We start from the raw sequence: 18,659 nt of genomic DNA on the forward strand, positions 1-18,659 counted from the left end.
CCGGTGTGACTGCCGGGGGTATTCAGGCCTGGGTGTCGATCAGGGTGCCCAGTACTTCGTCGGCGCTGCGGATCACTCGGGCGCCAACCTGTGCGGCATGCTCGCCGACCTTCAACTCGATCATCTGCTCGGTCAGTTCGGAAACGACCTGCGAGTTGCCCGCCACCGGCAGGGAGTTGGAGGCGATGGCCGCGCCAGCGTCGTCGACACGCTGCTGGCCGCTCTGATAGAGACTCAGGCCTGCGCTCAGAAGACTGCTGTTGATTTGCATGGATCACCTCCGAAACGGAATCGCACCGCGATAGGCCTGCGGGACAGGCCTGTGACAAGTAGAAGCCATAATGGCGCTAGCTGCAAGTTCTGCTTGGAGTCTGTATCAACGTCGCCAGGTCCAGATAACGAGCCAACGCGGCTGGAGCGGGCGGTTGCGACCAAGGCACCTGGCCAAGGCACGGCGCGGGCAAACGCGCAGCCAGTGTCTCGATATTCTGCGCCAGCCGCGCGGCATGCGGATCGACCACATTGGCCACCCACCCTGCCAGTGGCAGCCCATCGGCCAGGATCGCCTCAGCGCTGAGCAGCGCATGGTTGATGCAGCCCAGCCGCACGCCGACCACCAGGATCACCGGCAAGCCAAGCGCCAGCGCCAGGTCGGACAGGTTCTCGGTGGCATTGAGCGGCACCCGCCAACCACCAGCTCCTTCCACCAGGGTAAAGTCGGCGCCCTGCGCCAATACCGAGCGCACCGAGATAGTCAGTTCGTCGACGCCCAGGCTCACCTCGGCTTCCTCGGCGGCCAGGTGCGGAGCGATGGCCGGTGAGAAGGCGAAGGGGTTCACAACCTCATAGGGCAGCGCCAGGCTGCACTCGGCCTGCAGGGCCAGAGCATCGGCGTTACGCAAGCCAGCTTCTGTGCGTACACATCCAGAAGCCACTGGTTTGACCGCCGCCGTGGACAGCCCGGCCTGCCGTGCCTTATGCAGCAAGGCGCAGGCAACGCTGGTCTTGCCAGCATCGGTGTCAGTACCGGTGACGAAGAACGCCTTCATTTACGCAGCACTCCATAAATCACCTGATAAGTGGCCGGCAACCCTTCGGGCTGGCGCCAACGCTCATAGGCTTGGACCAGCGCACGCAAACGCGCACGCCCGGTCAGCCCACCTGGGCGACCAGGGTTGAGGTTATGTGCGCCCAGTGCCTTGAGCGCATGGGTCAGGCTGGCCAGGTCGGGGAAATGCACGGTCAATGGACTGACCCATAGGCTTTCCACCTGCAGGCCGCTGTTATCGCAGAGCAGTTGGTAGTCCTGCGGCGAGCGGAAACGATTGACATGGGCATGGCCATCGACCTCACGCCAGCTGTCGCGCAGCTCCGCCAGGGTGCCGTCGCACAGGCTGCTGAAGGCCAGCAGTCCACCAGGGCGCAGCACGCGCTTTGCCTCGCGCAGCGCCTGGCCGAAATCCTCGCACCATTGCAGCGCCAGGCTGGAGAACAGCAGGTCGAAGCGGGCATCCATCAGCGGCAACGCCTCGGCATCGCCCGCAATAAAGCACTCGGCGCCACCTAATGGCCGGGCGTGACGCAACATGCCCTCCGCCAGGTCCAGCGCCACACCCTCGGCATCCGGCCAGCACCGGGCCAGCTCACGGGAGAAATAGCCGGTGCCACAACCCAGATCCAGCCAGCGCTCGACCCGGGCATCCATGGGCAAACGCTCCAGCAGGGTATGGCCGATCTCACGCTGTAAGCCAGCCACGCTGTCGTAGCTGGCGGCGGCCCGGGAGAACGAGGCCGCCACCGCGTGCTTGTCCGGCATCATGGCCAGAACCCTGGAGCATCAGTTGCAAGCGCAATGCTGGCGCAATGCATATAGAAAACACCGTCATTCCCGCGTAGGCGGGAATCCATGCGATAGCCATGACACCGCGCACCTGGGTCCCCGCCTGCGCGGGGACGACGAGGTGAAATCGGCACGGTGTGTGTCTCTCGGGCTGATGGCCAAAACCCTGAGTCATCCGTCGCAAACTCAATGCTGGCGCAATGTATGTAGAAAACACCGTCATTCCCGCGCAGGCGGGAATCCATGCGATAGCCATGACACCGCGCACCTGGGTCCCCGCCTGCGCGGGGACGACGGGATGAGCGTACGCCTAGAACTGATGGCTTTTTCATGCTCCACCCGACTGCCCTGGCCGACGCCCAAGGATAAAGGCACGCATGCGCTCGGCCAGCAGTTCCGGGGCTTCCAGCGGCAGGGCATGCCCCGTCGCGGCAATCGTTTCGACCTGCGCCTTCGGCAGCAAAGCCTCCAGCCTGGCCGCGCAGCCGTGCGGGACCAGCGCATCGTCCACGCCAAACAGGTGCAGTTGCGACCCCTGGTACTGCAGCAATGCGGCGCGGCCATCCAGTTCGTCCAGCACGTGAAGCCCAGCCTGGAGCGCTTCGGACGACCAGCCGCTCTGCATGGCGTGCAATCGTTGGGCAGTCTGCCGAGGCTCGGCGCCGCCCCGGCCACACAGCAGCGTAAAGCGTTTCAAGGTGCCGGTCGGGTCCTGCTGGAAGCCCTCACGAAAGGCCGCGAAAGTCGCCAATGGCATGGCCTCGGACCAATCCTCGCGCTGCCGGAAACAGGCATTGCTGGCCAGAGTGATCAACCCCGCACAGCGCTCGCCCCGACGCGCTGCCAGTTGCGTTGCCAGCATCCCGCCGAGGGACCAGCCGCACAACCAGCCATCCAGGGGCAGGCGCTCATCCAGCTCATCCAGCCAGTCACCGGGGTTGGCCGACAACGGCAGCGCCTCCAGCCGTACCGACAACCCCGGGCGCAGGCAGTCAGCCAGCCCCTGCAACGCGGCAGGCGAGCAGGACCAGCCTGGCAGCAGCGCCAGCACCTCAGTCATCGCCGTCATTCCCCAGCGCTTCCCAACCGTCGGCCAGGGCGTCCAGCAATCGCTCCACCTGAGACTCGTCATGCGCCGCGCTCAGCGTCACGCGCAGACGCGCGGTACCCTGCGGCACTGTCGGCGGGCGGATCGCGCCGACCAGTAGACCATGCGCACGCAGATAGCGCGCCAGGCGCAAGGCACGCCCACTGCTGCCGACCAGGATCGGCTGGATCGGCGTCGGGCTGTCCATCAACGGCAACCCGATACGCTGCGCGCCCTCGCGGAAACGCTCAATCAGCATGTGCAGATGCTCACGCCGCCAGCCCTCCTCGCGCAACAGACGCAGGCTGGCCAGGGTGGCGCAGGCCAACGCTGGCGACTGGCTGGTGGTGTAGATATAGGGCCGGGAGAACTGGATCAGCGTTTCGATCAGCTCTTCACTGCCAGCGACAAAGGCACCGCCCGTACCGAATGCCTTGCCCAGGGTACCGACCAGCACCGGCACGTCCTCCAGAGACAGCCCGAACTGCTCGACGATACCGCCGCCCGTGGCGCCCAGGGTGCCGAAACCGTGCGCATCGTCGACCATCACCCAGGCCCCATGCGCCCTGGCGGTTGCACACAGCGCCGGCAGGTCGGCCAGGTCGCCGTCCATGCTGAACACGCCATCGGTCACCACCAGGGTGTCGCCGCTGGCCTTGCCCAGGCGCGAAGCCAGGCTCGCGGCATCGTTGTGCAGGTAGCGGGCGAAACGCGCCCCCGACAGCAACCCGGCATCCAGCAACGAGGCGTGGTTGAGGCGGTCCTGCAAGACCGTGTCGCCCTGCCCGACCAGCGCGGTGACGGCGGCCAGGTTGGCCATGTAGCCGGTGGAGAACAGCAACGCCCGCGGACGCCCGGTGAACTCGGCCAGTGCCAGCTCCAGCTCATGGTGCGGTGTGGAATGGCCAATCACCAGGTGCGAGGCGCCACCGCCGACACCCCAGCGCTGCGCGCCCTCAGCCATGGCCTGGATCACCTGCGGGTGGTTGGCCAGGCCAAGGTAGTCGTTGGAACAGAATGCCAGCAGCGCTTCGCCATCGACCTGCACCTGCGGCCCTTGCGGGCTCTGCAACAGCGGGCGCTGGCGAAATAGGTCGGCGGCCTGGCGCTCGGCGAGGCGAGCGGCGAGATCGAAACTCATGATGAACACCGAGATCCGGTGGGTGACCGCAAACGGGTCATCCACCCTGCGAAAGGGTCAGGTCCGACAGTGGCTGGATGACACATCATCCAGCCACTGCAAACCCGCTCAGGCTGAGGCGGCGTTGTAGAACAGCCGCGAATCGCGCTGTTCGATCAGTGCCTGCTCGATGGCGGCCTGGTGCACTTCGTCGGCGTGGTCCTGACGTTCCTCCGGCTTGATGCCGAGGCGACGGAACAGCGCCATGTCGCGATCGGCCTGCGGGTTGCCGGTGGTCAGCAGCTTTTCGCCGTAGAAGATCGAGTTGGCACCGGCCATGAAGGCCAGCGCCTGCATCTGCTCGTTCATCGCCTCGCGCCCGGCGGACAGCCGCACGTGAGACTTCGGCATCATGACCCGGGCCACCGCCAGCATGCGGATGAAGTCGAAGGGATCGACGTCCTCTTCGGCGGCCAGGGGCGTACCCTCGACCTTGACCAGCATGTTGATCGGCACCGATTCCGGGTGCTCCGGCAGGTTGGCCAACTGGATCAGCAGCCCGGCGCGGTCGTCCAGCGACTCACCCATGCCGAGGATGCCGCCGGAACAGATCTTCATGCCGGCGTCGCGCACGTAGGCGAGGGTCTGCAGGCGCTCGGAATAGGTGCGGGTGGTGATGATGTTGCCGTAGAACTCCGGCGAGGTGTCGAGGTTGTGGTTGTAGTAGTCCAGACCCGCGGCGGCCAGTGACTGGGTCTGCTCCTGGGTCAGGCGCCCGAGGGTCATGCAGGTTTCCAGGCCGAGCGCCTTGACCCCTTCGACCATCTTCAGCACATAGGGCATGTCTTTCGCCGAGGGGTGCTTCCAGGCCGCGCCCATGCAGAAGCGCGTGGAACCGATGGCCTTGGCCTCGGCGGCCGCCTCCAGCACCTTCTGCACTTCCATCAGCTTCTGCTTGTCCAGCCCGGTGTTGTAGTGGCCGGACTGCGGGCAGTACTTGCAGTCCTCGGGGCAGGCGCCGGTCTTGATCGACAGCAGGGTGGAAACCTGTACGCGATTGGCATCGAAATGCCGGCGATGTACCGTCTGCGCCAGGAACAGCAGGTCGTTGAAGGGTTGCTCGAAGAGTGCGCGAACCTCGGCGAGGCTCCAGTCATGGCGAAGATCGAAAGCAGTGGCGCTCATGGGCGCGTTCCTTTTGTAGTAGCGGGAAAGCCGGCACGGATGCGCAATGGTCAACAAGCCCGGCCCTCATGTCAACCAAGGATGGAACCATGGTTTACAACTGGACGATTATTGAACACAAATGCCTGTTATGCAGCAGCGCCACTGGTAATGCCGAAGACATCTGCCCAGCCTGCGCGGCTGACCTGCCCTGGCTGCAAGGCGGTTGCACGGTCTGCGCCCTGCCGCTGCCAGGCACGGGGCTGACCTGCGGCCAGTGCCTGAAACGGCCGCCCGCCTATGACCGCGTCGTGGCGCCCTGGTCGTTCGAGTTCCCGCTGGATGGCCTGGTCAGCGGCTTCAAATACCAGGCGCGCTGGCCCATGGGCCGTCTGCTGGCAGGCCTGCTGACGGAACATTTGCGACGACAGTTCGAGGCCGACCAGCCTCGCCCGACGGCGCTGCTGCCAGTGCCCCTGTCGCGTCGGCGCCTGCGCCAGCGGGGCTTCAACCAGGCACAGATGCTGGCGAACTGGCTGGGCCAGGCATTGGGTATCCCCGTCCTCGACACCCTGCTATCGCGTACCCGCGATACACCACCCCAACAGCAACTGGATGCCCGCACCCGCCGACGCAACCTGCTCGGCGCCTTCGCCCTGGCCCCCGATCACGCCATACGGCAAGGACACCTGGCGCTGGTCGATGACGTGCTGACCACCGGCGCCACCGCCCAGGCCCTGGCACGCCTGCTCAAGCGCCATGGCGCCAGCCGGGTGGACGTCTATTGCCTGGCACGCACGCCGGTCCCCTGGGCAGAAGCCAGGCTGAACACGTCCGGGCTTTCACTTGCATGGCGAAGCTTGTAGCGTGTCGCTGCCCTTTCCAGGAAACAGCCCATGTCCCATCCTTTCGACGCCCTCAGCCCGGACCTGGTCCTCGATGCCGTGGAAAGCCTCGGTTACCTCAGCGATGCCCGGGTGCTGGCCCTCAACAGCTACGAGAACCGTGTCTATCAGGTCGGGATCGAGGACGAGACGCCGCTGGTGGCCAAGTTCTATCGCCCACAACGCTGGAGCGATGCGGCGATCCTCGAGGAACACCAGTTCAGCCAGGAACTGGCGGATCGCGATATCCCCGTGGTGGCGCCGCTGCAACGGGATGGCCGGACCCTGTTCGAACACGCCGGCTTCCGCTTCGCGTTGTTTCCTCGTCGCGGTGGCCGCGCCCCGGAACCCGGCGATGCCGACCAGTTGTACCGACTAGGGCAATTGCTCGGGCGCCTGCATGCGGTCGGCGCCAGCCATCCGTTCGCCCATCGGGAGCGACTGACTCCGCAATTGTTCGGCCACGACGCGCTGGCGACCCTTTTGGAGGGCGGATTCATTCCCGGCGCGCTGCTCGCGGACTACCGTGCGCTCGCCCAGGACCTGCTGGCACGGGTCGACGCGCTGTTCGCCGCCACGCCTCACCAGACCATCCGCCTGCATGGCGACTGCCACCCAGGCAATATCCTGGTGCGCGACGATGCCATGTACCTGGTCGACCTCGACGACTGCCGCAGCGGCCCAGCCGTCCAGGACCTGTGGATGATGCTCAGCGGCGAGCGCCATGAGCGCACCGCGCAATTGGCCGAACTGCTGGAAGGCTATGGTGAATTCCATGATTTCAACCCACGCGAGCTGGCGCTGATCGAGGGCCTGCGCACCCTGCGTATGCTGCACTACAGCGCCTGGCTGGCACGGCGCTGGGACGATCCGGCATTCCCGGCCAGCTTTCCCTGGTTCGGCAGTGAACATTACTGGCGTGAACAAATTCAGATACTCAGCCAGCAGCGCCAGGCGCTGGAGCAGCAACCCCTGCAACTGTTTCCGTAGGATTGGTCGAACCGAAGGTGATACCCATCATTACGGTCTTGATAACCCGTAAAACGATGGGTGTCGCTACGCTCGCCCCATCCTACGACCTGCTGTCCCTCAATCGTCGCGCAAACGTACATGAAAGGCCGCGCCGCCCAGATCGGAATCGTCCAGGCTGAGTTCGCCGCCGTAGCTGTCGAGGATGTCCTTGACCACCGAAAGGCCGATGCCTTGCCCCGGATGCTGGGTGTCCAGCCGCTCGCCGCGCTGGATGATGCGTTCGCGCTGGTCGGGCGGCACGCCTGGGCCATCGTCCTCGACGCAGATCAGCCAGTCGTCGCCAACCTGCACGCGGACGCGCACCTCATGCAGGCACAGCCGATAGGCGTTCTCCAGCAGGTTGCCCAGCAGTTCCATCAGCGCGCCCTGCTCCATCGGCACCCGACAGCCCTGCGGGACGTCGAGGTTCACCCGCACCCGCTTGTCCTGATAGACCTTGTCCAGCGTGCTGCACAGGCTTTCCAGTAGCGGACGCAACTCGACCTGATGGCGCACCAGGCCGCTCTTGCCCAGGCTGGCCCGCTGCAACTGGTAGCCGATCTGCTGGCTCATGCGCTCGATTTGCGCCCGCATGACCTGCGCCTGCTCACGGTTGTGCGGTTGCCCGCGCATCTGTTCCCCCAGCCCTTGCAACACCGCCAGCGGGGTCTTCAGGCTGTGGGCCAGGTCGCCCAGCGAATTGCGGTAGTGCTGGCGCTGGCGCTGCTCACTCTCCAGCAGCCGGTTGAGCGAACGGGTCAGCCGCAGCAATTCCTGCGGGTGGCGGTCGCTCAGGCTTTGCAAACGGCCCGACTCGATCTGGTCCAGCTCGCGACTGAGGCGTTTGAGCGAGCGAAAGCCCCAGGTCAGCCCCAGCCAGAGCAAGACCCACAGCACCAGCAGGCCACCGCCCAACCACAGGTAGAGTTGCCGACGAAACTCGGCGAACAGGCTCTGGTATTCGCTGCTCGGCTGCATGGTGATGAAGCTGTAGGCACGCCGGGCATCACCGGGCAGGTGCAGCTCGACGTCATAGACGAAATACTCCAGCCCCTCGGCATCGCGTATTTTCAGGAACTCGGTCACGCCCCCCTCGTAGCGCGGACGGTAGTCGATGCTTTCGTCTTCCGAGGAGCGTGACTGCCAGAGCAGGCGCCCTTCATGGTCATGGATATAGCCCAGCAGCTTGGCATCCGGCAGGTTGAATTCTTCGTCGGGCAGGCGCTCGGGCATCTGCAACCGGCCATCCTCCAGGTGCGCGACGCTGATCAGGGTATTGGCGTCGGCCGCCAGGCGCTGCTCGATGATCCGCTCGAAGGTATGGCTGAAGGCGGTCTGCATCACCGGCAGCAGTGCCAACATGAACAGGATCGCCAAGGTCGCGGCCCCCAGCATCAGGCGCGACCGCAGCGAAAGATTGCCGAGGGGCCAGCGCCTCACCGGCACGCCTCGGTGAACAGATAACCCAGCCCACGCACCGTCTCGATGGGCTTCATCCCGCACTGAGCCTCCAGCTTGCGCCGCAGGCGCCCCACCAGTACCTCAATGACATTCGGGTCACGCTCGCCATCGTCAGGGTAGAGCTGCTCCATCAGGCGCTCCTTGGCCACCACCTGCTGCTGGTGGCGCATCAGGTATTCGAGGATGCGGTATTCGTAGGCCGTCAGCGCCAATGGCTGGCCGTTGCCGGTGGCCTGCTTGCGGTTGAGGTCCAGGCGCAGCGACCCGGCCTCGATACTGGCCTGGGTGAAACCACAGGAACGACGCAACAGGGCATTCAGGCGCGCTTCCAGTTCCTCGAACTGGAACGGCTTGACCACATAGTCGTCGGCACCACTGGCCAGGCCCTCGACCTTGTCCTGCCAGTTGCCCCTGGCGGTGAGGATCAGGATGGGGAAGTCTCGCCCCTGGCTGCGCAACTGGCGGATCAGGTCGAGCCCGCTGATACCCGGCAACCCCAGGTCGACCACCGCCAGATCATGGTGGTATTCCTGGCTGCGGTACAGCGCCTCCTCGGCGTTGGCCACCGCATCGACAATATGCCCGCTCTCGCTGAGGCGGGTCTGCAAGTGGTGGCGCAACAGCGCCTCGTCTTCCACCACCAGCACTTTCATAAGGTACTCCCTGTAGGAACCATGCCTTTCAACGTGCCTGATAGCGCTTGCCGGCAAGGTAAGCGGCGCTACGGCTATTGCATGGATTCCCGCCTTCGCGGGAATGACGGGGTTGTGGGCAAACGTGCATTACGCCCTCCGTCATCCCCGCGAAGGCGGGGCCAGGCAATCATTCATGCAATCGCCATCGATAGTGGCATTTGTACAGCGCGCAGAAGCGGGTGCGCACGGCGCACCCTACGGCGGTTCTGGGGTTCGACCATCAGAAGCGATAGTTGACGCCCAGGTACAACTGCTTGCTGCTGTGCACGTCGATGGAGCCGATCTTGCGCTCACCGTGCGGCGCCACTTCGGTGCCGGCATTGCTGCGCAGGTAACGGTAACCCGCCTCGACCGAGGCATTGTCGCCGACGTCCTGCAGGATACCGGCCTGCAGGCCGACCAGATAGCCGATATCGCTGTCGCGACTGTAGCCCTTGGACTCCTGCTCCAGCTTGGTCAGGCCCAGGCTGCCGCCACCGAACAGGCGCGTGCTGTCGGTCAGCGGCAGGAAGGCGTCGTAGCTGCCGATCAGGTTCTGCTGACGCAGCTTGTAGGTGTTGGCGTAATTGTCCGAGACGTTCTCGTAAGTGGCGTAGTAGCGACCCTGCTCGGTGTTCTGGCCGGCACGGATGCCCCAGGTGCCGCTCTTGTGGATGGCATTGTCGAAGTCCGGGTTGGCCGCGCTCTGCTTGAGGCTGGAAGAGCGGTCGATGTTGACCGAGGTCTTGCCCCAGGTGGCGCCGGCGAAGTTTTCCGCGGCATTGGCAGTCAGGCTGAAAACGCCGAGGGTGGTGGCCAGGGCTAGTGTGTGCAGTTTGTTCATGGATGAAACTCCTTTGCAGGCGGACGAAATGTTCACGCCGCCATACTGCCCGGCCAGCCCTGAACACCGCCTGAATCCGCCCTGAACCTGCCCTGAACGAATCGGCAGGGCGAACGCCTGCAGGGCAAACGGGTCTTTTCTCCTGTGGCAACTTGAGCGCCCATGCCGCTCGGCCCACAATCGCCCATGAATCACCGCCCGGAAGGCTTCCTCGATGATCAGTCGTGCATCCCGTCTCTTGCGCCGCTACTTGTGCCACTGCCTACCCCTCTGCCTGCTCGTCCTGTCCCTGGGCGCCTGGGCACAGGAACAGGACGAACAAGCCGGCGCCCAGCCATTCGACGCACAGGCCGTGGCGGCCCACGCACTCGTCCTGCAAGAGCGGCTGGACCAATTGAAGCAGGCCGTTTCCGGTGACACCGATGATGCGCGCCTGGGCGAACTCAAGAGGCAGGCACTGGAGCTGGGGCGCAACGCCCGCGAACTGCTCGACCTGCTACAGGCCGAACAGGCTCCACTGCAAACCCAGCTCGACGTGCTCGGCCCGAAACCCGATCCCGACGCCCTCCAGGAAACCGAACAGGTCAGCCAGCAGCGTGACCAGTTGAACCGCCAGATGGCCGCCCTGCAGGCGCGCAACGAACAGGTCCTGGCAGTACAGAATGGCGCCAGCGCCCTGGTGGCGCAGATCATCGAGCTGCGCCGGGGGCTGTTGAAAACCCAACTGGCGATGAACAACGGCAGCCTGCTCGGCACCACCTTCTGGGCCCCGCTGTTCTCTCCGCCCAGCGAAGATGCCAACCTGATCGCAGGCTTTGCCCAGCAATTGCGCGACGTGCTCGCCCAGGCCTGGGCCAACTGGCCGCTTTCGGCGCTGTACCTGACCTTGGCCCTACTGATCGGCTGGTACGGACGCGGGCTGCTCGACCGGGGCCTGGCCTGGGGCTGCATCCATTGGCTGCCACTGGGGCGCCTGCGCCGCAGCGCGCTCGCATTCGCCAGTTCGCTGGATACCTTCCTGGTCGCCTTCGTCGCCGTCACGCTGCTCTCGCTGGCGCTGTTCCGGCATGCCGCTGCCGGCTCGCCGGTCGCGGCGCTGAGCGACCACCTGATTGAAATGACGCTGTTCAGCGCCCTGATCGCGGGCATCGGACGCGCCCTGCTGGCCAATGATCGACCATCCTGGCGCCTGCCAGCCATGGACGATGCGGTCGCACTGACGCTCAAGCCCTTTCCGCCGCTGCTGGCGGGCATCGTGCTGCTGTTCGGCATCCTCGAGCGCACGCACCCGACAATCGGCGCAGGCATTCGCTACAGCACCCTGCTGAGCGGCCTGTCGGCCCTGTCCATCGCCGTGGTCGTGCTGGCCATGGTCTTGCGCACCAATCAGGTACGCCGCCAGCTCAGCGCCGCCGGCACGGCCCCCGAAGCCCGCTCGACCCTGGCCGGGCTGCTGCACATGGGCTCCGGCCTGGTGGCGGTGACGATCCTGCTGGCCTTGCTAGCCGGCTATATCCAGCTCGCCCACTTCATGGCCTACGAACTGATCTGGGCCGCCATCGTACTGTCCTGTTTCTACCTGCTCAGCCGCCTGTGCATCGACGCCATCGACGCCCTTTTCTCGCCGGAAAACAGCGGCGGACGCCTGCTCAAGCAGAGCCTCAACCTGGACGACCGACACCTGGCTCAGGCCGCCAGCCTGCTGGGCGCACTGTGCCGCTGCGTGCTGGTGCTGCTGGCGCTGGTCGCGATCCTCAATGGCGCCTTCGGCGACACCACGCCGCTGTCACTGCTGCAGCGTTTCATCGAGCTGCTGGGCGGCGACGGCTGGGGGCAACTGGACATCGTCCCCGCGCATATCTTCAACGCACTGCTGTGCCTGCTGGTGGGCATCTACGTACTGCGTACCGCCAAGCGCTGGCTGGAGCGTGACTTCCTGCCCAAGACCTCGCTGGATACCGGTATCCGCAGCTCGGTAGTGACGCTGGCGAGCAACATCGGTTATGTCGCGCTGATCCTCGTCACCCTGGCGGCACTGGGGGTGCAATGGAGCAAGCTGGCGTGGATCGTCAGCGCTCTGTCGGTAGGCATCGGCTTTGGCTTGCAGGAGATCGTCAAGAACTTCATCTCCGGGCTGATCCTGCTGACCGAGCGGCCGGTCAAGGTCGGCGACCTGGTCAGTATCAGCGGTGTCGAGGGCGACATCCGCCGCATCAACGTGCGCGCCACGGAAATCCAGTTGAGCGACCGTTCGACGGTGATCGTCCCCAACTCGCAGTTGATCTCCCAGAACGTGCGCAACGTCACCATGAGCGGCGCCCAGGGTGTGGTCAGCATCGCCCTGACCCTCCCACTGGACATCGACCCGGAACAGGTGCGCGACCTGCTGCTGGATGCGTTCCGACGCCAGCCCAACATGCTCGAAACCCCGGCGCCCTCCGTCTCGTTCAGCCAGTTGACGCCGACCGGCATCGTCCTCAGCACGACCGGCTACGTGGCCAGCCCGCGCAGCGTCAGCTCGACCAAGAGCGCCCTGCTGTTCGATATCCTCAAGGACCTGCGCGCCGCCGGCATCAACCTCTCCAGCCCGCAGCGCCTGCAGATCGAAAACACCTCCGGGGAAACCGACGCGATCCTCTGACGGGGCTCACCCCTGCAAGCGGTTGGCAAAACGGCTGACCGCGCCCACCACATGCTGGGCGCCATCCTGGATTTCCAGGATCACCGCACCAGCCTGGTTGGCCAGTTGCAGCCCCAGCTCCACCTGGGACTTGCTCTGGGCCATGCTGTCGACGGCGGCCTGGGCCAGTTGCTGGTTACGTTGCACGACTTCGATGATCTCGTCGGTGGCGGAGCTGGTGCGACCGGCCAGTTGCCGCACTTCATCGGCGACCACCGCGAACCCGCGCCCCTGCTCACCGGCCCTGGCGGCCTCGATGGCGGCATTCAGCGCCAGCAGGTTGGTCTGCTGGGCAATGCCGCCGATGGTCTGCACGATGGAGCTGATCAGCAGCGACTGCTTGCCCAGGTCCTCGATGCCGAGGGAAGCATCCTGCACCTGTTCGGCGATCCGGTGCATGACGCTGACCGTATCCTGCGTCACCTGGGCACCGCGCCGGGACGTTTCATCCGTCTGCAGGGACGTGCTGTAGGCGATCTCGGCAGCCTCGCTGACCTCCATCTCGCGCTGCACCTGATCGGTGACCACGATGGCGAACTTCACCACCTTGTAAAGCTCGTCACGGGTATTGAGGACCGGGTTGTAGGAGGCCTCCAGCCAGATTGGCGAGCCGTTGTGGGCCACGCGCTTGAAGCGGTCCGCAACATACTCGCCCTTGTTCAAGCGCGCCCAGAATGCCTGATAGCTCGGCGAGGCGACCTCGGCCGGGTCGCAGAACAGGCTGTGGTGCCGCCCCTGGATATCCTCGAGCCTGTAGCCCATCGCTTGCAGGAAGCGCTCGTTGGCCGTCAGCACTTCCCCCTTGAGATTGAATTCGATGACGGCGGTGGAGCGCAGCAGCGCCTTGATCAGCCCTTCGTTCTCCTTCGCAAGCTCGACCGCCTCGGTCACATCGCTGGCGAAACAGACCGCGCGGGACACCTGGCCAGCGTTGTCCTTGAGTGGTTGCCAGACAGCCCGCAGCCAGATCTCGCGGCCATCCCGACGCAGGAAGCGGTAGTGATCGCTGACATGCGCGCCGTTGGCGATGGCCGTCTTCAACCGGCGATAGCAGTCAAGTTGGCGGACATATTCGGGAATCACATCATCCAGCGAACGTCCGACCAGCTCATGCCGTTCGTACTGCATGGCTTGCAGGAACCGCTCGTTGGCTGACTCTACCCGTCCCTGGGTATCGATGGAAAAAGCGATCAGCTCGCTTTCCATGGCTTCCCTCACCTGGCGGAGTTCAGCGATTTCCTGCTGTAGAGCGGCATTCTCGAGTTTCAGGCGGCGGTCGAACATGGCGGCAATCCCTGGCGGCGGAAATATTCGAATCGAAGCAGGGTGATGTGCCCGAACGAGCGCGCGGTCCCTGGCCTCTGTTTATCTGTGATAGCAGATAGCCTGATTCGTTCCTTGGCAGCAAAGACGCAAAAATCGCTCAACAGGAATGAAAATCGCCCCGAATCCGCAGACCGGGGCTAGAACGTCCATATAAGGCCGTGGACTCAGAACCTGTCGACGATCACGACATCGTCCAGCTCCAGCTTGCCGACGCGCGGCTTGGGCTCCTGCACGCGCTTGCCGATTGCCACCATCAGGCCGATGACGTGGTTCTCCGGCAGATTGATCAGCTTGCCAACCGCCTCGAAGTCAAAACCGATCATCGGCCCCGAATCCAGCCCCTTGCCCTGGGCCGCCAGCATCAGGGTCTGCGCCACCAGGCCGCAACTGCGCATGGCTTCATCCCGCTGGGTTTCAGGCTTGCCGCGGTAATAGCCATCGATGGCACCCGCCATATAGGCCTGGACCTCCTCGGGCGCACCGTCCCATACCCGCTCGGCGTTGAGTGCCCAACTGTCGACCTGGGCGCAAACGATCACCAGCATCGTCGCATCGGTCATCTGCGCCTGGTCCCAGCCGGCTTCGCGAATCCGGGCGCGCAGTTGCGGATCGGTGACATCGACGAAGCGCACGTGTTGCAGGTTGAATGCCGTGGGCGCCAGGCGAGCCAATTGGAACAGTTCGTTCCGCGCCTCGCGGTCGAGCTGGAAGTCGGGGTCATAGACCTTTACAGCGCGGCGATTACGAATTGCATCTTCAACGTGCATCTGGCGGTTCTCCATCATTCAAAAGTGGCGCCATGCTAAAAGCCGCCCATGCAGTAATCCAGCCGCTCCGGTCGATAGCTCCCATCATCTTTTTCGATACGGTCATGCACAAACGAAAAAGCCGCCCGAAGGCGGCTTTCGATAAAGCTGAGACTCAGAGTTGCGGGCCGGCAGCCTTGATCGCATCGGAGACATCGAACTTCTTGAAGTTCTCAATGAACAGCCCGGCAAGGCCTTTGGCGGCCTCGTCGTAGGCATTGCCGTCGGCCCAGGTGTTGCGCGGGTTGAGCAGCACGGGCTCGACGCCCGGAACAGCCTTCGGCACGTCCAGGTTGATGATCGGCAGGTGTTCGGTCTCGGCACCGATCAGCGCACCGCTCTGGATGGCTGCGATCACGGCACGGGTAGTCGGAATGTTGAAACGCTTGCCGACGCCGTAGCCACCACCCGTCCAGCCGGTGTTGACCAGATAGACCTTGGAGCCGAACGCCTGGATACGCTTGATCAGCAGCTCGGCATAAACGCCAGCCGGACGCGGGAAGAACGGCGCGCCGAAGCAGGTGGAGAAGGTCGACTTGATACCGCTACCCGACCCCATCTCGGTGGAACCGACCAGCGCAGTGTAGCCGGACAGGAAGTGGTAGGCCGCCTGCTCGTTGTTGAGGATGGACACCGGAGGCAGTACGCCGGTCAGGTCGCAGGTGAGGAAGATCACCGCGTTCGGCTCGCCACCGAGGTTCTTCTCGGAGCGCTTCTCGACGTGCTCCAGCGGATAGGCGGCGCGGCTATTCTGGGTCAGGCTGTCGTCGGCGTAGTCCGGGGCATGCTGGTCGTCCAGCACCACGTTCTCCAGCACGCTGCCGAATTTGATGGCCTTCCAAATCACCGGCTCGTTCTTCTCGGACAGGTCGATGCACTTGGCATAGCAACCACCTTCGATGTTGAACACCACGCCAGTGCCCCAGCCGTGCTCGTCATCGCCGATCAGGAAACGCGACTCGTCGGCGGACAGGGTGGTCTTGCCCGTGCCCGACAGACCGAAGAACAGCGTCACGTCGCCTTCTTCGCCGATGTTGGCGGCGCAGTGCATCGGCAGCACGTCGGCTTCCGGCAGCAGGAAGTTCTGCACGGAGAACATGGCTTTCTTCATCTCACCCGCATAGCGCATGCCGGCGATCAGGACTTTCTTCTGCGCGAAGTTGATGATCACGCAGCCATCGGAGTTGGTGCCATCGCGCTCGGGAACGCACTCGAAATTGGCGACGTTGAGCACCTGCCACTCATCCTTGCCCGCCGGGTTGTACTGCGCGGGGTTGATGAACAGCGCCTGGCCGAACAGGTTCTGCCAGGCCGTCGCGGTGGTCATGCGTACCGGCAGGTAGTGGGCTTCGGAGGAGCCGACATGAACGTGGGAAACGAAATGATCCTGGGCCGCGTTGAAGGCTTCTACGCGCTGCCACAGGGCATCGAAACGGTCGGCCGGGAACGGACGGTTGATCGGCCCCCAGGCGATGTCGGACTGGGTGCCCGACTCTTCGACGATGAAGCGATCGGCCGGGGAACGGCCGGTGCGATGACCGGTCTTCACGACAAGCGCGCCATTGGCGGCCAGTTGGCCCTCACCGCGCCTGATGGCCTCTTCGACCAGTTGCGCGGCGCTGACATCGGTGTACACGGCGTGAGTGACTTGTGTCATGTGTGTGGTTCCCCGTCGGCTCCAGGCCGATTCCTCCATAGCTGAGTTGTAGCGGACCCGTTTGCGCGCTACATCGAAAAAGCAGGCGCCGGATTATGCCAGAAATCTCGACCGCTGTTGAGGTTTCATCGCGCTCGCGAAAAAACCTCAACGGGAGGCTCTGGCTCAGGCCATGGGGAGGGGCATGCGATCAGTGAACGGTATCCGAAGGCGCCTGGCTGCCACCGCCGGAGAACAACTGGGCGATATCGGTGGCATCGAATACCTGGCTCTGGTTGCAGAATTGGCAATCGACGCTCACCGTACCGCCCTGCTCAGCCAGCAACTGCTCGGCATCTTCGCGCCCGAGGCTGATCAGGGCATTGGCCGAACGCTCACGCGAGCAACTGCAACGAAACTCGATCGGACGAGGCTCGAACAAGCGCACTGACTCTTCGTGGTACAGGCGGTGCAGTTGCGTCTCCGCATCCAACCCGAGCATTTCCTCGGCCTTTAGGGTGTCGGCCAGGGTCGTCACATGCTGCCAACTGGCGATGCGCTCCTCCGTATCCCGGATGCGGTCAGGCGGCAATTGCTGTAACAACAGACCGGCGGCACGGCGGCCGTCGGCCCTCAGCCAGACGCGGGTAGGCAACTGTTCGGAGTTGGCAAAATAAGAGGACAGGCAGGCGCCCAGGTCGACGCCGTCCAGCGGGACGATGCCTTGGTAGCGCTGCCCCTTGACCGGGTCGACCGTCATGGCCAGCACACCATCGGGCATCAATTGCGCCAGGCCGGCGTCGGCAGCCACCTGCGCGGCGTCGTAGCGGGCAATCGCGCGAATTTCGCGCTGGCTGGAACACTCGACCATCAGCAGCGGCACCGCGCCACTGGAGCGGGCCTGGAGAATCAACAGCCCATCGAATTTGAGCGTGCCGACCAGCAGGGCGGCGGCGGCCAGCAGCTCGCCCAGGAGCTGCGCCACAGGCTCGGGATAGGAATGCTTGGCCAGCACATGCTGGTAGCTTTCCTCCAGGGTGGCTATGTCACCACGGACATCGGTGTCTTCGAAAATGAAACGCTGGGTATGGTCGAACATGCCGGGCTCGCAGCTACAGAGCAAAGGGCTGGGGATTCTAGGCGCAAAGCGGTCGGCGACCAAGAGGAGCGCGCGGCAGGCAGCCGCCCCGAAAGGCGGCGTGCACCGCGTTTATACGCGGGGACCGCGGCCCCGCCCAAAGATTAGCGATACGACAAACAGCACCAGGAAGATAACGAACAGAATCTTCGCGATCCCCGCAGCGGTGCCAGCGATGCCGCCAAAGCCCAGTACAGCGGCGATGATGGCGATGATCAGGAAAGTAACGGCCCAGCTCAGCATGATGTCATTCCTCTTCTTTTCATTGAGTTCACCTGTGTACGGCCTTCCTGGCGAACATCCCTGATCACCCAATCGTGCCCGGATCAGAACACCCAGCGCTGTTCGCTCTGGCTCGACTGATAGTTCACGGGTACCCGCTTGGCCTGTGGCTCCTGTAGTGATTGAGCGCCAGGCGACTGAATTCGTTCCACCGACGCCTGCTGTACGGCCTCATACGAAAGCCCGGACCCTGTGACCAGCAAGGCGAATACGGATGCGGCCAGAAATCCGGAATTTGCAATCGACGCAAGGATGACTCGTTTCATGCTCGGGCACTCCTGTGGCTGGCGATCATTCTTCTTTACGTGGGCTTAACCGTTGCAGCCTGCATGCCAGTCTTTGAAAAAATAAAATCGCTTGAAAATCAAATAGATAGAAAAACAAACCTGATGACTTTCAATTCAATTTGCATGAGCGCCCTCGGGACTCCGGGCTTTTTGCACGACAATGCCCAGGCAAACCAGCTTGCCGACCTCCGTCGCAGATACCGGGCCTTGGGTGGAAAACCATTCAAATCAGATAGTTGCCAGACATTCATGGCCAGGAATGAACAGCTGAAAATAACCGTCAGAGCTGCTTTCCGTGCAACTTGCATGAGTTTTCATAGACTAATGCCGGCAGCACTCCCCCGATAACGCGCCCGCGACATGCCACCCAAAGAAAGCACGATTGGTGACGGACTTCACAGACAGCGCCCGGAGAAGTC

18 protein-coding genes and 1 pseudogene are annotated in these 18,659 nt (G+C 63.9%); 3 read left to right on the forward strand and 16 right to left on the reverse strand.

Features of this window, described 5'->3' with window-relative positions; all coding sequences use genetic code 11:
• Positions 1-22: 22 nt before the first annotated feature.
• From HW090_RS08580 to bioB, 6 genes are all read right to left on the reverse strand, one after another.
• Positions 23-271, reverse strand: coding sequence for a hypothetical protein (locus HW090_RS08580; RefSeq protein ID WP_179113125.1), 249 nt, complete (start codon positions 269-271; stop codon positions 23-25).
• Positions 272-347: 76 nt separating this feature from the next.
• A complete protein-coding gene (bioD, locus tag HW090_RS08585; RefSeq protein ID WP_179113126.1) occupies positions 348-1,049 on the reverse strand; it encodes a dethiobiotin synthase in 702 nt (233 codons plus the stop codon).
• On the reverse strand, positions 1,046-1,819 hold the full coding sequence (gene bioC / locus HW090_RS08590) for a malonyl-ACP O-methyltransferase BioC (protein WP_179113127.1): 774 nt from the start codon (positions 1,817-1,819) through the stop codon (positions 1,046-1,048). Before bioC ends, bioD begins: the two co-directional genes overlap by 4 nt.
• Before the next feature lie 349 nt (positions 1,820-2,168).
• Positions 2,169-2,900 (reverse strand): alpha/beta fold hydrolase, encoded by a 732-nt coding sequence (locus HW090_RS08595; RefSeq protein WP_179113128.1) that lies wholly within the window; start codon positions 2,898-2,900, stop codon positions 2,169-2,171.
• A complete protein-coding gene (gene bioF, locus HW090_RS08600; RefSeq protein ID WP_179113129.1) occupies positions 2,893-4,068 on the reverse strand; it encodes an 8-amino-7-oxononanoate synthase in 1,176 nt (391 codons plus the stop codon). The genes HW090_RS08595 and bioF overlap by 8 nt, the downstream gene beginning before the upstream one ends.
• Before the next feature lie 108 nt (positions 4,069-4,176).
• A complete protein-coding gene (gene bioB, locus HW090_RS08605) occupies positions 4,177-5,232 on the reverse strand; it encodes a biotin synthase BioB (RefSeq protein WP_179113130.1) in 1,056 nt (351 codons plus the stop codon).
• 89 nt (positions 5,233-5,321) lie between these two features.
• Between bioB and HW090_RS08610 the strand changes: the two genes are divergently transcribed.
• Positions 5,322-6,077 carry a ComF family protein gene (locus HW090_RS08610; protein WP_179113131.1) on the forward strand — a complete coding sequence of 252 codons (756 nt, stop codon included), beginning with the start codon at positions 5,322-5,324 and terminating at the stop codon, positions 6,075-6,077.
• Positions 6,078-6,107: 30 nt separating this feature from the next.
• Positions 6,108-7,085 carry a serine/threonine protein kinase gene (locus HW090_RS08615; RefSeq protein WP_179113132.1) on the forward strand — a complete coding sequence of 326 codons (978 nt, stop codon included), beginning with the start codon at positions 6,108-6,110 and terminating at the stop codon, positions 7,083-7,085.
• A gap of 99 nt (positions 7,086-7,184) precedes the next feature.
• Here HW090_RS08615 and HW090_RS08620 read toward each other — a convergent pair whose 3' ends face one another.
• The 3 genes from HW090_RS08620 to HW090_RS08630 form a co-directional block, all read right to left on the reverse strand.
• Positions 7,185-8,501: an ATP-binding protein gene (locus HW090_RS08620; protein ID WP_256930798.1), complete on the reverse strand. Its 1,317-nt coding sequence runs from the start codon at positions 8,499-8,501 to the stop codon at positions 7,185-7,187.
• A 41-nt stretch (positions 8,502-8,542) separates the two neighbouring features.
• On the reverse strand, positions 8,543-9,220 hold the full coding sequence (locus HW090_RS08625; RefSeq protein ID WP_179113134.1) for a response regulator: 678 nt from the start codon (positions 9,218-9,220) through the stop codon (positions 8,543-8,545).
• Positions 9,221-9,482: 262 nt separating this feature from the next.
• Positions 9,483-10,085 (reverse strand): outer membrane protein, encoded by a 603-nt coding sequence (locus tag HW090_RS08630; protein ID WP_179113135.1) that lies wholly within the window; start codon positions 10,083-10,085, stop codon positions 9,483-9,485.
• Positions 10,086-10,299: 214 nt separating this feature from the next.
• Between HW090_RS08630 and HW090_RS08635 the strand changes: the two genes are divergently transcribed.
• Positions 10,300-12,726, forward strand: coding sequence for a DUF3772 domain-containing protein (locus tag HW090_RS08635; protein ID WP_179113136.1), 2,427 nt, complete (start codon positions 10,300-10,302; stop codon positions 12,724-12,726).
• 6 nt (positions 12,727-12,732) lie between these two features.
• Here the strand turns inward: HW090_RS08635 and HW090_RS18150 are convergent, their stop codons facing one another.
• The 7 genes and pseudogenes from HW090_RS18150 to HW090_RS08665 form a co-directional block, all read right to left on the reverse strand.
• Positions 12,733-13,266 (reverse strand): methyl-accepting chemotaxis protein, encoded by a 534-nt coding sequence (locus tag HW090_RS18150; protein WP_373416392.1) that lies wholly within the window; start codon positions 13,264-13,266, stop codon positions 12,733-12,735.
• 60 nt (positions 13,267-13,326) lie between these two features.
• Positions 13,327-14,049, reverse strand: a pseudogene (locus HW090_RS18155) (PAS domain-containing protein); the annotation flags it as partial.
• Positions 14,050-14,255: 206 nt separating this feature from the next.
• Entirely contained in the window at positions 14,256-14,858 is a 603-nt protein-coding gene (locus HW090_RS08645) for a nitroreductase family protein (protein ID WP_179113138.1), read from the reverse strand.
• 154 nt (positions 14,859-15,012) lie between these two features.
• Positions 15,013-16,554, reverse strand: coding sequence for a phosphoenolpyruvate carboxykinase (locus HW090_RS08650; protein WP_179113139.1), 1,542 nt, complete (start codon positions 16,552-16,554; stop codon positions 15,013-15,015).
• A gap of 190 nt (positions 16,555-16,744) precedes the next feature.
• Positions 16,745-17,632, reverse strand: a complete 888-nt coding sequence (gene hslO, locus HW090_RS08655) for an Hsp33 family molecular chaperone HslO (RefSeq protein ID WP_179113140.1) — start codon at positions 17,630-17,632, stop codon at positions 16,745-16,747.
• 111 nt (positions 17,633-17,743) lie between these two features.
• Positions 17,744-17,914, reverse strand: a complete 171-nt coding sequence (locus HW090_RS08660; protein ID WP_179113141.1) for a DUF1328 domain-containing protein — start codon at positions 17,912-17,914, stop codon at positions 17,744-17,746.
• Between the two features lie 83 nt (positions 17,915-17,997).
• Positions 17,998-18,219, reverse strand: coding sequence for a hypothetical protein (locus HW090_RS08665; RefSeq protein ID WP_179113142.1), 222 nt, complete (start codon positions 18,217-18,219; stop codon positions 17,998-18,000).
• Positions 18,220-18,659: the final 440 nt, after the last annotated feature.

The sequence above is a fragment of the Pseudomonas sp. ABC1 genome (assembly GCF_013395055.1).
Lineage (GTDB): Bacteria > Pseudomonadota > Gammaproteobacteria > Pseudomonadales > Pseudomonadaceae > Stutzerimonas.

Coding starts and splice junctions, on each gene's coding strand:
- bioC (WP_179113127.1), bottom strand. CDS start 1,819: ATGATGCCGGACAAGCACGCGGTGGCGGCCTCGTTCTCCCGGGCCGCC.
- HW090_RS18150 (WP_373416392.1), bottom strand. CDS start 13,266: ATGGAGGTCAGCGAGGCTGCCGAGATCGCCTACAGCACGTCCCTGCAG.
- bioB (WP_179113130.1), bottom strand. CDS start 5,232: ATGAGCGCCACTGCTTTCGATCTTCGCCATGACTGGAGCCTCGCCGAG.
- bioF (WP_179113129.1), bottom strand. CDS start 4,068: ATGAGTTTCGATCTCGCCGCTCGCCTCGCCGAGCGCCAGGCCGCCGAC.
- HW090_RS08650 (WP_179113139.1), bottom strand. CDS start 16,554: ATGACACAAGTCACTCACGCCGTGTACACCGATGTCAGCGCCGCGCAA.
- HW090_RS08645 (WP_179113138.1), bottom strand. CDS start 14,858: ATGCACGTTGAAGATGCAATTCGTAATCGCCGCGCTGTAAAGGTCTAT.
- hslO (WP_179113140.1), bottom strand. CDS start 17,632: ATGTTCGACCATACCCAGCGTTTCATTTTCGAAGACACCGATGTCCGT.
- HW090_RS08635 (WP_179113136.1), top strand. CDS start 10,300: ATGATCAGTCGTGCATCCCGTCTCTTGCGCCGCTACTTGTGCCACTGC.
- HW090_RS08625 (WP_179113134.1), bottom strand. CDS start 9,220: ATGAAAGTGCTGGTGGTGGAAGACGAGGCGCTGTTGCGCCACCACTTG.
- bioD (WP_179113126.1), bottom strand. CDS start 1,049: ATGAAGGCGTTCTTCGTCACCGGTACTGACACCGATGCTGGCAAGACC.
- HW090_RS08660 (WP_179113141.1), bottom strand. CDS start 17,914: ATGCTGAGCTGGGCCGTTACTTTCCTGATCATCGCCATCATCGCCGCT.
- HW090_RS08620 (WP_256930798.1), bottom strand. CDS start 8,501: ATGCTGGGGGCCGCGACCTTGGCGATCCTGTTCATGTTGGCACTGCTG.
- HW090_RS08665 (WP_179113142.1), bottom strand. CDS start 18,219: ATGAAACGAGTCATCCTTGCGTCGATTGCAAATTCCGGATTTCTGGCC.
- HW090_RS08580 (WP_179113125.1), bottom strand. CDS start 271: ATGCAAATCAACAGCAGTCTTCTGAGCGCAGGCCTGAGTCTCTATCAG.
- HW090_RS08595 (WP_179113128.1), bottom strand. CDS start 2,900: ATGACTGAGGTGCTGGCGCTGCTGCCAGGCTGGTCCTGCTCGCCTGCC.
- HW090_RS08615 (WP_179113132.1), top strand. CDS start 6,108: ATGTCCCATCCTTTCGACGCCCTCAGCCCGGACCTGGTCCTCGATGCC.
- HW090_RS08610 (WP_179113131.1), top strand. CDS start 5,322: ATGGTTTACAACTGGACGATTATTGAACACAAATGCCTGTTATGCAGC.
- HW090_RS08630 (WP_179113135.1), bottom strand. CDS start 10,085: ATGAACAAACTGCACACACTAGCCCTGGCCACCACCCTCGGCGTTTTC.